Raw genomic sequence first — 12,839 nt, 5'->3', positions numbered from 1 at the left:
GAGCGTCATATTCATTTCCATACATGTACAACTTCTTTTGGGACGGTAATGGTCATGCCGAATCAGCCGAATGACCGGTACCAGCAGGACACCGCGAGGATCTGGCGGGCGGCCGAGGCCGCCGGGCGATTTCCGGCCCAACCGCCGTACCGGGAGGCGCGGACCGGGCGCGGGGTGAACGCCGCGCTCTCCTGGGGCGACCTCAACAGCCTTCCCGCGGGCGTCTCCTCCCGCCGGGGCCTCACCGCCCGCTGACCGCGCCGGAGAAAGCGGCGACACACCCGGGGCGTCCAGCCGGGGCTTTCGCACACCTGTCGGGTAGCGTCTTGTGGTCCGAAACTCGGCCTACGACAGGAGAAGCTCCGCGCATGGGCAAGAAGACGATCCACGTCTCCGACTTCAGTGGCACGGTACTGCGGGCCGACGACGAGGTGGTCAAGGTCGTCGTGCTGGAGCACCCTGACCTGGTGGCCGGGCCCGTGCAGCTGGACGCCACCCCGATCGAGGTGGAGAGCATCGACGACGCGGCGCTGGACGTGGCGGTGGTGGAGATCCACGACCGGCACGGCGGCGGCGAGCCGCGCCGGGTGGTGCTGACCGCCAGCGAGTTCGATGCGATGGCCACCGACGTACCGATGGCCCAACTGCTGCGCACCGCCGAGCGGGTACGCCCGCCCAAGGCGCGCAAGAGCGCGGAAAAGATCGACTACGGCACCATCGAGCACGCCGGCCGACCGCACCGCGGCCGGGTCACCGAGGAGGAGGCCCGACTGGTCCGCGAGCAACTGGACGAGGTGAACAAGCGCCTCGCCGACGCCGGCATCCGGCAGGTCGACCCGACCGACCCGGAGCACGCCGCCCGCTACGGCTTCCCCGTCGCCGTCGCCTGACCCCGTACCCGTCGATGGCCGGGGCGTCCCCCCGTGCCGCGCCCCGGCCACCGACGGACCGTCACCGCCCCACGCGCCGGCCGGGCGCGACGGCGGGACGGTCCACCTGGGACTCTGCCGACATCCGGAGGGCGGGAACTCCCCGATGCGGGGGACATCGCGTCCCCCGCGAGGGTCACCGGTACAGCGCCAGGGCGGCCATGATCCGTTCCTCGACACCGGCCTTGCCCAGTCCCAGCCCGGAGAGCACGCCAGAGCCGTCCTCCAACTCCAGCAGGGCGAGCAGGATGTGCTCGGTGCCGATGTAGTTGTGCCCGAGGCGCAGCGCCTCCCGGAAGGTCAGTTCCAGGGCCTTCTTGCCCTGCGCGTCGTACGGGATCAGGTCGGGCACCTGGTCGGCGGGGGGCGGGAGCGCCGCCGTCGCCGCCTGCCGCACGGCGTCCAGCGATACGCCCTTCCCGACGATCGCCTTGGCGGCCAGCGCTTCCGGCTCGGCCAGCAGCCCCAGCACCAGGTGCTCGGCGCGGATCTCCGCGTGCCCGGTGGCCCGGGCCTCGTTCTGCGAGGCCATCACGACGTTGCGGGCCCGCGGGGTGAAGCGGCCGAAGCCGGCGCTCGGGTCGAGGGCGGCGGCCGCGTCGACCTTCGCGGCGGAGCGCTTCTGGGCGGCCTGCTTGCTGACCCCCATGCTCTTGCCGATTTCGGTCCACGAGGCGCCGGAGCGCCGGGCCTGGTCCACGAAGTGGCCGATCAGGTGGTCGGCCAGCTCGCCCAGGTGGTCGGCCGCGATGACCGCGTCGCTGAGCTGGTCGAGCGCGTCGGGATGGGCCTTCTTGATGGCCTGGATGAGGTCGTCGAGGCGTACCGGGTTGCTCATCTGGATGGGATCCGTCATGCGTCAACCATAGGTTGACGGAGCCTCGTCGTCAACGACAAGTTGACGATCTACCGCCCGTCCACCGGAACGGGAAGGCCGCGCGCCCCCGTTCCGGACGGGGGCGCGCGGCCGAGCGTGCGCCGGGCGGATCACCGGCCCGCGGGGACCGTCGCCAGCTCCGGCACGGGGGCCGGCCGGCGGTCGGCCGACGCGCGCCGCCCGGACGGGACGGCCAGCGCCGCCACCGCGGCCGCCAGGGCCAGCCCGGTGAGGACCAGGAAGCCCAGGGTGAAGCCGGCCTCCCGGGGCAGCCCGTTCGCCTGCGGGTGGGCGGTGATCACACCGCTGACCACGGCCGCGCCGACGGCGCCGCCGATGGTGCGGATGTTGGCGTTCATGCCGGTCGCCACCCCGGTCTGCCCGGCCGGGACGTTGCCGACGATGAGGTTCGCCATCGAGGCGAAGGCCAGCCCGATGCCGAGACCGACGAGGGCGCCGGCCACCCCGATCTCCCAGCGGGTGTCGTGGGCGACCGTCAGCATCGCGGAGGCGAGCACGTTGAAGGCCGCGCCGGTGGCAAGCTGCGCCTTGGCGCTGAAGCGCGACTCCAGCCGGCCGGCGAGGAGGCCGGCGACGAACATGCCGACCAGCATGGGCAGCATCAGCAGGCCGGCCTGGGTGACGCTCGCGCCGAAGCCGTAGCCGGCCACCGTCGGGGTCTGCACGAACTGCGGCAGGAACGCGTAGACGGAGAACATCGACGCGCCGTAGAGCAGGGCGACCAGGTTGGTCGTCCAGACTCCGGGCAGACGCATCATCCGCATGTCGATCAGCGGATTGCTGGAGCGGATCTCGGCGACCAGCCAACCGGACAGCAGCACCGCGGCGAGCGCCAGCAGGCCGACCACCCGAGCCGAGGTCCAGCCCCAGGCGGCGCCCTTGCTGATCGGCAGCAGCAGGGCGACCAGCCAGCCGGACAGCAGCAGGGTGGCCCGCCAGTCGATGCGGCCGGGGGTACGCACCGGCGACTGCGGCACGACGAAGTACGCGGCGACGGCGGTCAGCCCGACGACGACCATCGGGATCCAGAACAGCCACCGGTAGTCGAGGGCACCGACGATCGGACCGGCGAGCACGACCCCCAGGCCGCCGCCGGCCGCGACGATCGCCGAGATGGCGGCCACTGCGGAGGAGACCCGCGCGGCGGGGAACTCGTCGCGGATGATCCCGAACGACAGCGGGAAGACGGCGCCGCCGACGCCCTGGACGATCCGGGCGACGATGAGCACGCCGATGCTCGGCGCGACGGCGGCCAGCAGGCAGCCGAGGGCGAGCGCGCCGAGGGAGACGACGAGCATCCGTTCCTTGCCCACCATGTCGCCGACCCGGCCCAGGATCGGCGTGAAGATGGACGCGGAGAGCAGGTAGGCCGTCAGCACCCAGGTGACGGTGTTCTGTGACGTGTGCAGGTCGTGCTGGATGGTCGGCAGCACCGGGGTGATCAGCGACTGGAGCATCGCGAAGAACCCGGTGCCGGCCGCCAGGACGAGGAAGGTGAGCCGGCGGGAGCCGCGACGGACGGTCTCTGTCATGCGGGGAAACTCCAATTCCGCGTACGGAGGGGACGACGGGCAGGTGGGCTCGTCTGGCTTCGGGGCGGCGCCGGTCGCCTGTTCGGCGGGATCGGCGCGGGGTGCCCGGGGAGGTAAGCTAAGCGGAGGCATGGCTCCGGACAGTTCCGGAGGGATGCCTCCACTAAGCTAGCGGAGGGTTGCCTCCGGTTGCAACCGAGGTGAGGTGACGCACGTCATGGCCAGCGCGGGACAGACGCCCGACGTCTTCGCACGGCGACCGAAGCGGGCCGACGCCCGGCGCAACTACGAGTCGCTGATCACGGCCGCCCGCGAGGCCTTCGCCGAGAACGGAGCGTCCGCCTCGCTCGAAGAGGTGGCCCGGCGCGCCGGGGTGGGCATCGGCACCCTCTACCGGAACTTCCCCACCCGGCAGGCCCTGTTCGAAGCCGTCTACGTCGAGGAGGTCCGGGCACTGAGTCGCTCCGCGACCGACCTGGCCGACCTGCCCCCGTGGGAAGCGCTCGTCGCCTGGCTGCACCGGTTCGTCGGCTACGTCGCCACCAAGCGGGCCCTGGCCGAGGAGCTGCTGCGCGACTCCGAGGTCTTCCGGAGTTGCCGGACGGAGATCTACACCGCGGGCGAGCCGCTGATGCGCCGCGCCCAGGCCTCCGGGGCGGTCCGCGCCGACATCAGCTTCGACGACGTGGTCCGGCTGCTCAGCGGGCTCACCATGGCCCAGTTTCCCGAGCCGGAGCAGCGCGAACGGGTGCTGGGCGTCGCCCTCGACGGACTACGCCCGCCGGCCACGCCGCGCTGACACGCTCCATTTCTAGGGCTAATAAGCCCTTTTGCATGCCTTGCTGGCGCGTCCTCGCGCGGCAAAAGGGGACGGGCCAACATGACGCCCGCCGTCGGCGCGCTGCGGCCGGAACCCCGCCCCCAACCACACCGATACAGCGTCCGCAGCCGGCGTTGGCAGAGCCCAGAACACGCAGCGCGCGGACGTTCTCGGTAACGGGATGACGGCTAACCTCTGGCCCATGTCCGCCTCCCGTCCGCTGCTGTTCCTTGACGTGGACGGCACCCTCATCCCGTTCGGAACGCCACCGGCGGCACCGCCGGAGATGCCGCGCGACCACACTGACGTACAGATCCAGGCGGACGACGCCCATCCGTTGCTGCACAGGGTCAAGCCGGAACACGGCCGCCTGCTGTCCGCCCTGCCGTGTGAGCTCGTGTGGGCGACGACGTGGATGAGCGACGCGAACGACGTACTCGCGCCGCGGCTCGGACTGCCGGCGCTGCCGGTGGTGGACTGGGCCGACTCGGACGAGGACGACGCCCTGCACTGGAAGACTCGCGGCCTGGTCCAGTGGGCGCAGGGGCGTCCCTTCGTGTGGGTCGACGACGAGATCTCCCCTGTCGATCTGGTCTGGGTGGCTGCCCATCATCCCGGCCCGGCGCTGCTCCATCGGGTCGACCCCCGGCAGGGCCTCACCGAACGCGACTTCACCGCCATCCGGGACTGGCTCGTCGAGCAGGTGTGATGCCACATGCCTCTTGCCCGAACCGGAGCTGCCTCGCACGCAGACGAGGCAGCTCCGGTTCGGGCTGCCGGTCGGGACGGCGTCAGCGGCCACGGTGCTGCCTGACGTCAGTCGGTGCGCACGGTCAGGCCCAGGGCGTCCACGGCCAACCGGGTGAGGTCAGGAAGCTGGCCCTCGGCGAGGGTGACGCCGGAGAGGTTGTCGAGTGGCGTCCTGAGCCCGTGGAGGCGGCTGCCTCGCAGGTCACTGCCGGCGAGTTGGCAGGAGTTCAGCTCCAAGTCGGCGAGGTCGCAGGACCGCAGCGCGATGCCCGGAAGGCGGCAGGTGGACCAGGTGCCGTGGGTGAGGGTGCAGTCGGTGAAGGCGACCGAGCCGGCGGCGGTGACGCGCTGGAAGGTCGCGTAGTCGAAGCGGCAGTCGTCGAACAGGGCGTCCTTGAGTCGCACGTCGGTGAGCCTGGTACCGGTGAACCGTGAACCGGTGATCGCGCACCGTTCGATCGTCATCCCGACCAGGGTCGCCCCGGAGAAGTCGGTGCGGGTGATCTCGCAGCCGTAGAGGCCGCCGGCTTCCCAGGTGCTCTCGCTGAGGTCGCCACCGGTGATCCGGCTGCCCCGGATGCGGTAGTCCTCCAGCTGCACACCGCGCCACGATGCGCCGTCGACGGAAGCCTCGGTGAGGCCATCGGCCAGTTCGGTCACCCTGTCGAGGTCGTCCGGGTCGAGGTCCGGCAGCAGGATCCTCACGTCGCCGACTGTCGTGGTGCGCATGTTTCCTCAACCTGTGCGGACGCGGGGTGGGCACGCACATGACGGACAGCCCCTGGTTGATTTCTGAAGCCATACACAAGCGTCAGCCATCCCCATCACCCTCCGTCATGACCCTTGATCACCGGGAACACCGTCTCGATGACGGTGGCGATCCCAGCCACCGGCTTCTGCTCGTGCATCGTGATCACGTAGCCGGCCGACAGACGCTGCCACCGCTGAGGGCTCAGCGGAGCCAGACGTACCACCCCTCTCCCGCCGGGCAGAAGATCCGGCTGCGACTCGACCCAGATCCGGGCGACATAGAGGTCCGGGTGGCCCGCCGCCGTCACATCGCCGATGTCCCACAAGGGCCGCGAGTGTCCCTCACCGGGGATCGGAGTACGTCTGGCGCCGAGGACGCCCGGCTCCACGAGCTGAAGGTCCACCCGAATCAACCCGCGAGCGACTTCGGCCCGACGCCAGTGACACCACCGCTCGGTCCTGGAAAGCCACAGCAGCCGGGCAGCCTCCGCGAGGAGATCCCAGTAGGCGCTCTCGGACGCGTACGCGTCGCCGAGCTCCACGAGGATGTCCAGCGCGACCTCCCACTCGTCATGGTCGAGGTACTCGGTCGCATCGGCCACTGTCGTGCCAGCCTCACCCGTCGCACCCACGGGCACGCGACCGGCAGCTCGACGAAGAAGCTCGGGGACATCCACGGCACGGATCTTCCCGCATGATCCACAGATTGCCCTGCCCCGGGAGATGACCAGAGCCAAGATCGGCTTTGGGAAGACACGAAAAGGCTCTGGCCTGGTGGATGACCACCAGGCCAGAGCCTGTGTTGCACGGTGCGCCGCCAGGGACTCGAACCCCGAACCCGCGGATTAAGAGTCCGCTGCTCTGCCAGTTGAGCTAGCGGCGCTCGCTGACAACGGGGAGAAACGTTAGCACCCCCGACCGGGCCCGCCGCGAGCACCCGCTACGGGCGGATAACCACCCGCCGTCCCCGGAGCTCGCCCCGCTCCAGCAGGCCGTGCGCCTCGCCGACCGCCGACAACGGCAGCGGCACGACCTCCCGTGGGGCCACCCGCCCGGTGGCCAGCATCCGGTTCACCAGGGCCGCGGCCGCGGCCAGCTCGGCGGTGGTGGCGTGGGAGATCACGAAGCCGATGACGGCCCGGTCGTTGCGGTAGAGCGCGCCGACCGGCAGCACCGGCCGGGTGTCGCCGCCGGCGAGCACCACGACCCGCCCGCGCACGGCGAGCAGGTCGATCGTCCACGCCAACTCGTTCCGGCCCGCGGTGTCGAGATACAGGTCGACACCCTCTGGGCAGGCCGACCTCAGCCGCTCGACCAGGTCGGGGGCGCGGTAGTCGAGCACGTCGGCGGCGCCGTTCCGCTGACAGAAGTCGGCATCGCCCGGCGACGCGGTGGCCACGACCCGGGCACCGGCGGTGGCGGCGAGCGCCACGAGCGCGGCGCCGACGTTGCCGGCGCCGCCCGCCACCACCACGGTCTCGCCGGGCCGGAGCCGGCCGTGGACGAACAATGCCAGGTACGCCGTGGCGACCGGGTGGAGCATGGCCACGGCGATCGCCGGGTCGACCACGCCGGGCAACCGGTAGAGCCGGTCGACCGGCACCACGGCCTGCTCGGCGGCGCTGCCCTGCCGGCCGCCGTACCCGAGGCTGTTGCACCAGACCACCTCTCCGACGCGGAAGCCGGCGGCGCCCGGGCCCACCTCCGCGACCCGGCCGGTGAGATCACGGCCGACCACGAAGGGCAGCGGCAGCAGGGTGGGGAACGCCCCCGAGCGTACGAAGGTGTCGACGGGGTTGACGGTGGTGGCGATGACGTCGACCAGGATGTCGGTCGGGCCGGGACGAGGTGCCGGCAGCTCGCCGTACCGGATGTCCGTGGCCGGCCCCGGGCGCTCGATGTAGGCGGCTCGCATGCCTTCATCATCGACGACCCAGCCGTCGCCACGACCACGAAAAAGGCTTCGGCCAGGTGGAGAACCACCAGGCCAGAGCCTTCTACTGCTGGTGCGCCGCCAGGGACTCGAACCCCGAACCCGCGGATTAAGAGTTACCGTTCGACCGTCCCGGGCTGCCCCTTCAGGTTTGATCAGTTCACGCGCTGAGAATCAGTCCCAGGTCGTGCGACGATCGTGTCCAGCTACCCCCGTCAGCCGCACATTCGTCCATGGCGGGCGAGCACCCGGGGAGTACCCCGACAGCTCTTCTGGAACGCCGTTGAAGTGGCCTGACGCCGTGGGCTGGAAACGCCGTAGCGGAGGCACCGCGCGGCGGGCCTGCCTCGTGGCGGTATACAACCCGGCCGCACCTCGCCGGACCTTGGATTCTCACGGAGTGTTCCCGCAAGCCTCCAAGATCCGGCGGGAGGTGTCGTCGGTTGCGCTCAGGCCACCGCAGCCTCGGCAAGCTCCACGTCGTTGTCCGCGATGAGGAGATCCACGAGTTGCTTCTGGATGCCGTCGTAGACGGGGTGGTGCACGATCGTCGTACGGTTGCGTGGCCGGGGGATCGGTACGTCGATGGTGGTGCGCACCGACGGGTAGGGCAGGTTGGCCATTACCACGATCCGGTCGGCGAGCAGGATCGCCTCGTCCAGACCGTGCGTCACCATCAACACGGTCTCGGTCTCCGACTCGCTGTCCCAGAGGTCGACGAGTTGCTGCTGCAACCGGGAGCGGGTCAGCGCGTCCAGGGCACCGAACGGCTCGTCGAGCAACAGTGTTCGAGGCGCAACCGCGAACGCCCGGGCCACCGCCGCCCGCTGGGCCATGCCGCCGGAGACCTGCCCCGGCCGCTTGTTGCGGTGCTCCCACAGCGATACCGCGGTCAGGTACCGCTCGACCATCTCGTCGACCCGGGCCCGCTTCCAGTCCGGGCGGGACTCCTGCACCGCAACCCGGACGTTCTGCCGCAGGCTCAGCCACGGCAGCAGCGAGTAGTTCTGGAACACCATCGCGCGGTCGGGCCCCGGCCCGGTGACCGGCTGCCCTTCGATCTGCACCGTGCCGCTGTCCGCCTTGACCAGCCCGCCGACGATGTTGAGCAGGGTCGACTTTCCGCAGCCGGAGTGCCCGATGAAGGAGACGAACTCGCCGCTGTCGATGGTCAGGTCGACGCCGCGCAGCACCTCCTGCGGCGCGTGCCCCCGGCGCCGGAACGACTTGCGGACGCCGTTGATGGCGATGGTCATCCGTGTACCTCCTCAGGAGTGACCCACCGGGAGAGCATGAGCAGGATCGCGTCGAGGACGAGCCCGACCACACCGATGAGCACGATGGCCGCGACCACCTTGTCGAGTTCCAGGGCGTTGTACGAGTTCCAGACGAAGTAACCGATGCCCGAGTTGCCCTGGAGCATCTCGACCGCGACGATGACCATCCAGCCGATGCCCATGGACAGCCGCAGGCCGGTGATGATGGATGGCAGCGCGTTGGGTATCAGCACGTGCCACAGGTACGCCAGCGGTCGGAACTTGAAGACCAGTGCCACGTTGCGCTGGTCGCGGGGGATGGCCCCGGCACCCGCCGCAGTGTTGATCAGAGTAGGCCACAGCGCGGTGATGAAGATGACGATGACCGCCGACTGTGCCGGTTCCTCGATGATGTAGAGCCAGATCGGGAACCAGGCCAGTGGCGACACCGGACGGAGCACCTGCACGAGCGGGTTGAGCGCGGACCAGACGGGTCGGACCGCGCCCATGATCAGCCCGAGCGTGATGCCGACCAGCGCGGCCAGGCCGAATCCCAGGAACACCCGCCTAAGCGAGACGTACAGGTGCAGGCCGATGCCCTTGTCATTGGTGGTGTTGAAGAACGGCCGGCTGAGCAGGTCGCCGAGGGTCCGGGCGCTGTCGAGCGGACCCGGCACCGCGGTTGAGCCAAGGGTCGCGAACTGCCACAGCGCCACGAACACCGCGAGACCGACCACGGCCCAGAGGGCGGCCACCACGAAGCTGGCCAGTCGACTGCCCAACGCAGTCAGCCAGGAGGGTGTCGCCGGGCCACGGTGGCCGGCAACGTCGATGTCTGCGGTCGGGGCCGCCGACCGCGATCCGTTTCCGGCGGCTGGCGTCGCCGGCGCGCCGATTCCCTCGCCTGCCCCGTCGGCCTGGGCGACTGACGTCAGCGTGGGACCACTCGAGTGGTTCGCGGCCGGCGCGACGGCGCTCGGTGCTGCGTCGCCCGAGGTCATGGCCGCCTGGCCTCGTCCGCGACGTTCTTCGGGTCAAACATGACGTTGTCCAATTTGATGTGGAAGGGTGCCATGTCGTCGTCCGGAATCTTGATGCCCTCGGCGGCGGCGACCTTCGCATAAAGGTCGTGCAGGATGAGTTCGTCGGCGAGCTTGGCGTAGTCCGGAGTTTCCTTGACGAGGCCGAAGCGCTGGTACTGGGCAAGGAACCAGTACACATGGGAGCGTCGTGGGAGCGACGTCTCGCCGTCCCGGAAGAACATCATCTGATCGCCGGCATAGGTCCTGGTGCCGAGGCCGGCGCCGAGGTCGTACTGGCCGAGCAGTCGGCCCTTGATGTTGGCGGCCGGCGCGTTGACGTAGCCCACCGGCGCCAGCATGTCGGCCAGCTTGTCGCGGTTGGCGAGGTCGTCCAGCCACCTGGCGGCCTTGAGCGTGGCCTTCATGATGTCGGCCAACGTGTCCTGGTCATTGGTGAGCTTGGCTCCCACCACCAGCGCCTTCTCCGGGTGGTGCTGCCAGATGTCCTGAGTGGTGATGTGGGTGAACCCGATGTCCTTCTGGACCGCCACCGCACCCCACGGCTCGCCCACGCAGTACCCGTCCTGGTTGTTGGCGGCCATGTTGGACACCATCTGCGGTGGCGGAACGGCCGAGACCTGGATGTTGGAGGTGTCGGCCTTGGTGGCCTTGAGCCAGTAGCGCAGCCATGTGTCGTGGGTGCCGCCCGGGAAGGTCATGGCCAGCTTGGGCTTCTCCTTCTCGAGGAGCTCCTTCGCCGCACCGAGGTCACCGTAACCGGCCCCGGCGTACGCCTTCTTCAGCGTGATGGCCTGGCCGTTGTTGTTCAGCACCATGGCGATCTTGAGGTCGGTCGTGCCGGCCTTTCCGCCGATGCCCATCGCGACCGACAGCGGCATGCTGAACAGGACGTGCCCGCCGTCGATCTCGCCGCTCAGGAGGTTGTCCCGGGTCGCCGGCCACGACGCCTGCTTGATCAGTTCGACGTCCAGGCCACGCTCGGCGAAGTAGCCGAGCTGCTTGGCCGCGATCAATGGCGCGCAGTCGGTGAGCGCGATGAATCCGAGTTTGACCTTGCGCAGGTTCTTCCCGGCGGCGCCAGCGGACTGGCCGGGGTTTTCATCGACAGCGCACGCGGTCAGGATGCTACCGGCAGCCGCCACGGCGGCAGCAGATCCGGTGAGGCGAAGAAAGCCGCGGCGGTTCAGGGAGGTGGTCATGGCCCGAGACCGTAGGGTCGCCGGAAATCATGGGCATTGCCGAGCCATCAACTCCGCGTGAGGCAAGGTGCACAAGGCATTTGTTGCGCCGCGGTTAATGAATCCGACGAGCGGATGTGTCAGAGACATCATGCCACGAAGAGCTTCGATGGGAGAAACGGCTCACCATTTGCTGTACGGCCGGCAACGTACCAGAAACGCACCGCCCCCAGACTCCCCGCATGACGTCGACCGGAGCTGGCCCGACGTTGACAGGATATACGGTGGTCGTTACCGACAGCGGCCTGCAACATGTCGCGGCGCTGCTACGTCAACACGGGGCGGTGATCGTTGACCTACCGGTGTTGCGTACCGTGCCCGGCTACCGGGACGCGAGATTGCGCATCGCCACCCGGCGGCTCATCCAGGCTCCGGTCGATCATGTCCTCGCCACCACCGCAGCGGGATGGACACGGTGGCTGTCCGCGGCGGCAGCATGGGGACTGGCGGATCCGCTCCGGTCCGGGCTCAGCTCCGCGAGCATCCTGTCGATGAACGAGTCGGTCAGCGCCTCACTGGTGGAGACCGGCTTCACCCACGACTGGGTGTCGTCGACCGGCGACCTCGGCGAGGCGGTGACCTGGCTGCTCGGCCGCGACCCGCTGAGCCGCCGGGTCGCGGTGACGACCGACGAAGCGCTGCCGGCGCGATCAATAGACAGACTCCGCACGCACGGCATCGAGGTGATGGTCGTGCCGACCCGTGGCTCGGCTCGACCAGTCGGCCTGGCACCGCTGAACCGGCTCGCGCAGATGGTCATCCAGCGCGAGGTGCACGCGGTCACGTTCGCCACCGCCGCCGGAGCGAGCGCGCTGGTCGACTTCACGAGCCGGGCCGGTCGCGGGTACCTGCTGCTGCGTGCGCTGGCGACGGACGTCGCGGTCGCGACCACCCACGCGGAGTCGGCCTCGTTCTTCCGCTCCCGGGACATACCGGTCTCCTGGGCGGCCGACGGCAGCCCCGACGAACTCGCCCGCCGCCTCGTGGAGGTACTGGTGGCGCGCCGCCGGCAGTTCCAGGCTCGCGGTCATCGGTTCACGGTGCAGGGCGACGCCGTGCTGGTCAACGGTACGACCATCCGGCTCGGACCGCGGCCGGCGATGCTCATGCGCACCCTCGCCGGCTACCCGGGTTACACGCTGTCCCGCAGCACCATCGAACGGTTCGTACCCATGTCCCACCGCGCCGGACGCTTCGGCGTCGACCAGGCCGTATGGCGCCTGCGGGCGGAACTTGGAGATTACGGCTGGCTCGTGGCCACCGAGATCGGCCGGGGCTACCGCCTCATCGTGGACTGAGCGCAGTCCGTCCATTGCCGAGATCTGGAACGACAGCCCTGCACCTCGTCTGCGCGCTCGCCGCCGCCTGCGACGACGACCGCGCCTCCGCCAACACCCACATCATCGAGGCGAACGCCACAGCCATGAAACTCGGCAGCGCCCCGTCGCCATCGGCGCCCCGCTCGACACCTGCGCCCTGCCCGTCGAGCGGGTCACTCACCCGGAAACGACATCTGGGCACCCACCCGTGAGGGGTGGATGCCCAGATAATTGCTGGTGCGCCGCCAGGGACTCGAACCCCGAACCCGCGGATTAAGAGTTGATCTGTGGTCAAGTCTCCATGTCCAGCCACGTCCCCTGGGTCCATCTGTTCGCGGTCAAGCCCAGACCTCACCCGGACAGCATCCCGC

The 12,839-nt window shown here is 69.7% G+C and carries 13 protein-coding genes and 1 tRNA gene; 5 read left to right on the top strand and 9 right to left on the bottom strand.

Annotation, left to right across the window (positions count from 1 at the left end):
* Positions 1-54 precede the first annotated feature (54 nt).
* Together FHX75_RS27590 and FHX75_RS27585 are read left to right on the top strand one after the other, a co-directional pair.
* Positions 55-255 (top strand): DNA repair protein, encoded by a 201-nt coding sequence (locus FHX75_RS27590; RefSeq protein ID WP_154943277.1) that lies wholly within the window; start codon positions 55-57, stop codon positions 253-255.
* A gap of 113 nt (positions 256-368) precedes the next feature.
* Positions 369-890, top strand: a complete 522-nt coding sequence (locus FHX75_RS27585) for a hypothetical protein (protein ID WP_088963631.1) — start codon at positions 369-371, stop codon at positions 888-890.
* A 175-nt stretch (positions 891-1,065) separates the two neighbouring features.
* Here the strand turns inward: FHX75_RS27585 and FHX75_RS27580 are convergent, their stop codons facing one another.
* Positions 1,066-1,785: a Clp protease N-terminal domain-containing protein gene (locus FHX75_RS27580; RefSeq protein ID WP_154943276.1), complete on the bottom strand. Its 720-nt coding sequence runs from the start codon at positions 1,783-1,785 to the stop codon at positions 1,066-1,068.
* 131 nt (positions 1,786-1,916) lie between these two features.
* Entirely contained in the window at positions 1,917-3,359 is a 1,443-nt protein-coding gene (locus FHX75_RS27575; protein WP_154943275.1) for an MFS transporter, read from the bottom strand.
* A 217-nt stretch (positions 3,360-3,576) separates the two neighbouring features.
* On the opposite strand from FHX75_RS27575, the gene FHX75_RS27570 reads away from it, so the two are divergent.
* Positions 3,577-4,158: a TetR/AcrR family transcriptional regulator gene (locus FHX75_RS27570; protein ID WP_211364618.1), complete on the top strand. Its 582-nt coding sequence runs from the start codon at positions 3,577-3,579 to the stop codon at positions 4,156-4,158.
* Between the two features lie 223 nt (positions 4,159-4,381).
* On the top strand, positions 4,382-4,888 hold the full coding sequence (locus FHX75_RS27565; protein WP_154943273.1) for an HAD domain-containing protein: 507 nt from the start codon (positions 4,382-4,384) through the stop codon (positions 4,886-4,888).
* Between the two features lie 107 nt (positions 4,889-4,995).
* On the opposite strand, the gene FHX75_RS27560 is transcribed toward FHX75_RS27565, so the two are convergent.
* From FHX75_RS27560 to FHX75_RS27530, 7 genes are all read right to left on the bottom strand, one after another.
* Positions 4,996-5,658, bottom strand: a complete 663-nt coding sequence (locus FHX75_RS27560) for a pentapeptide repeat-containing protein (RefSeq protein ID WP_154943272.1) — start codon at positions 5,656-5,658, stop codon at positions 4,996-4,998.
* A 95-nt stretch (positions 5,659-5,753) separates the two neighbouring features.
* Entirely contained in the window at positions 5,754-6,356 is a 603-nt protein-coding gene (locus FHX75_RS27555) for a hypothetical protein (protein WP_154943271.1), read from the bottom strand.
* Positions 6,357-6,489: 133 nt separating this feature from the next.
* Positions 6,490-6,562: transfer RNA gene (locus FHX75_RS27550), tRNA-Lys, on the bottom strand.
* Positions 6,563-6,619: 57 nt separating this feature from the next.
* Positions 6,620-7,594 carry an NADPH:quinone reductase gene (locus tag FHX75_RS27545; protein WP_154943270.1) on the bottom strand — a complete coding sequence of 325 codons (975 nt, stop codon included), beginning with the start codon at positions 7,592-7,594 and terminating at the stop codon, positions 6,620-6,622.
* Between the two features lie 467 nt (positions 7,595-8,061).
* Positions 8,062-8,868, bottom strand: a complete 807-nt coding sequence (locus FHX75_RS27540; protein ID WP_154943269.1) for an ABC transporter ATP-binding protein — start codon at positions 8,866-8,868, stop codon at positions 8,062-8,064.
* Positions 8,865-9,869, bottom strand: a complete 1,005-nt coding sequence (gene ntrB / locus FHX75_RS27535) for a nitrate ABC transporter permease (RefSeq protein WP_246158743.1) — start codon at positions 9,867-9,869, stop codon at positions 8,865-8,867. The genes FHX75_RS27540 and ntrB overlap by 4 nt, the downstream gene beginning before the upstream one ends.
* Positions 9,866-11,110 carry a CmpA/NrtA family ABC transporter substrate-binding protein gene (locus FHX75_RS27530; RefSeq protein ID WP_154943268.1) on the bottom strand — a complete coding sequence of 415 codons (1,245 nt, stop codon included), beginning with the start codon at positions 11,108-11,110 and terminating at the stop codon, positions 9,866-9,868. Before FHX75_RS27530 ends, ntrB begins: the two co-directional genes overlap by 4 nt.
* A gap of 221 nt (positions 11,111-11,331) precedes the next feature.
* On the opposite strand from FHX75_RS27530, the gene FHX75_RS27525 reads away from it, so the two are divergent.
* Positions 11,332-12,447, top strand: coding sequence for a uroporphyrinogen-III synthase (locus tag FHX75_RS27525; RefSeq protein ID WP_154943267.1), 1,116 nt, complete (start codon positions 11,332-11,334; stop codon positions 12,445-12,447).
* Positions 12,448-12,839 lie beyond the last annotated feature (392 nt).

Source organism: Micromonospora palomenae (assembly GCF_007829925.1).
Classification (GTDB): domain Bacteria; phylum Actinomycetota; class Actinomycetes; order Mycobacteriales; family Micromonosporaceae; genus Micromonospora; species Micromonospora purpureochromogenes.
Note: the sequence above shows the minus strand (reverse complement) of the source record. Positions and strands in the feature narration are given on the sequence as shown.

What these genes read in the sequence shown, in the direction of transcription:
- FHX75_RS27575 (WP_154943275.1), bottom strand. Translation starts at nt 3,359, where the DNA reads ATGACAGAGACCGTCCGTCGCGGCTCCCGCCGGCTCACCTTCCTCGTC.
- FHX75_RS27570 (WP_211364618.1), top strand. Translation starts at nt 3,577, where the DNA reads ATGGCCAGCGCGGGACAGACGCCCGACGTCTTCGCACGGCGACCGAAG.
- FHX75_RS27525 (WP_154943267.1), top strand. Translation starts at nt 11,332, where the DNA reads ATGACGTCGACCGGAGCTGGCCCGACGTTGACAGGATATACGGTGGTC.
- FHX75_RS27590 (WP_154943277.1), top strand. Translation starts at nt 55, where the DNA reads ATGCCGAATCAGCCGAATGACCGGTACCAGCAGGACACCGCGAGGATC.
- FHX75_RS27585 (WP_088963631.1), top strand. Translation starts at nt 369, where the DNA reads ATGGGCAAGAAGACGATCCACGTCTCCGACTTCAGTGGCACGGTACTG.
- FHX75_RS27580 (WP_154943276.1), bottom strand. Translation starts at nt 1,785, where the DNA reads ATGACGGATCCCATCCAGATGAGCAACCCGGTACGCCTCGACGACCTC.
- FHX75_RS27565 (WP_154943273.1), top strand. Translation starts at nt 4,382, where the DNA reads ATGTCCGCCTCCCGTCCGCTGCTGTTCCTTGACGTGGACGGCACCCTC.
- FHX75_RS27560 (WP_154943272.1), bottom strand. Translation starts at nt 5,658, where the DNA reads ATGCGCACCACGACAGTCGGCGACGTGAGGATCCTGCTGCCGGACCTC.
- FHX75_RS27540 (WP_154943269.1), bottom strand. Translation starts at nt 8,868, where the DNA reads ATGACCATCGCCATCAACGGCGTCCGCAAGTCGTTCCGGCGCCGGGGG.
- FHX75_RS27545 (WP_154943270.1), bottom strand. Translation starts at nt 7,594, where the DNA reads ATGCGAGCCGCCTACATCGAGCGCCCGGGGCCGGCCACGGACATCCGG.
- FHX75_RS27530 (WP_154943268.1), bottom strand. Translation starts at nt 11,110, where the DNA reads ATGACCACCTCCCTGAACCGCCGCGGCTTTCTTCGCCTCACCGGATCT.
- ntrB (WP_246158743.1), bottom strand. Translation starts at nt 9,869, where the DNA reads ATGACCTCGGGCGACGCAGCACCGAGCGCCGTCGCGCCGGCCGCGAAC.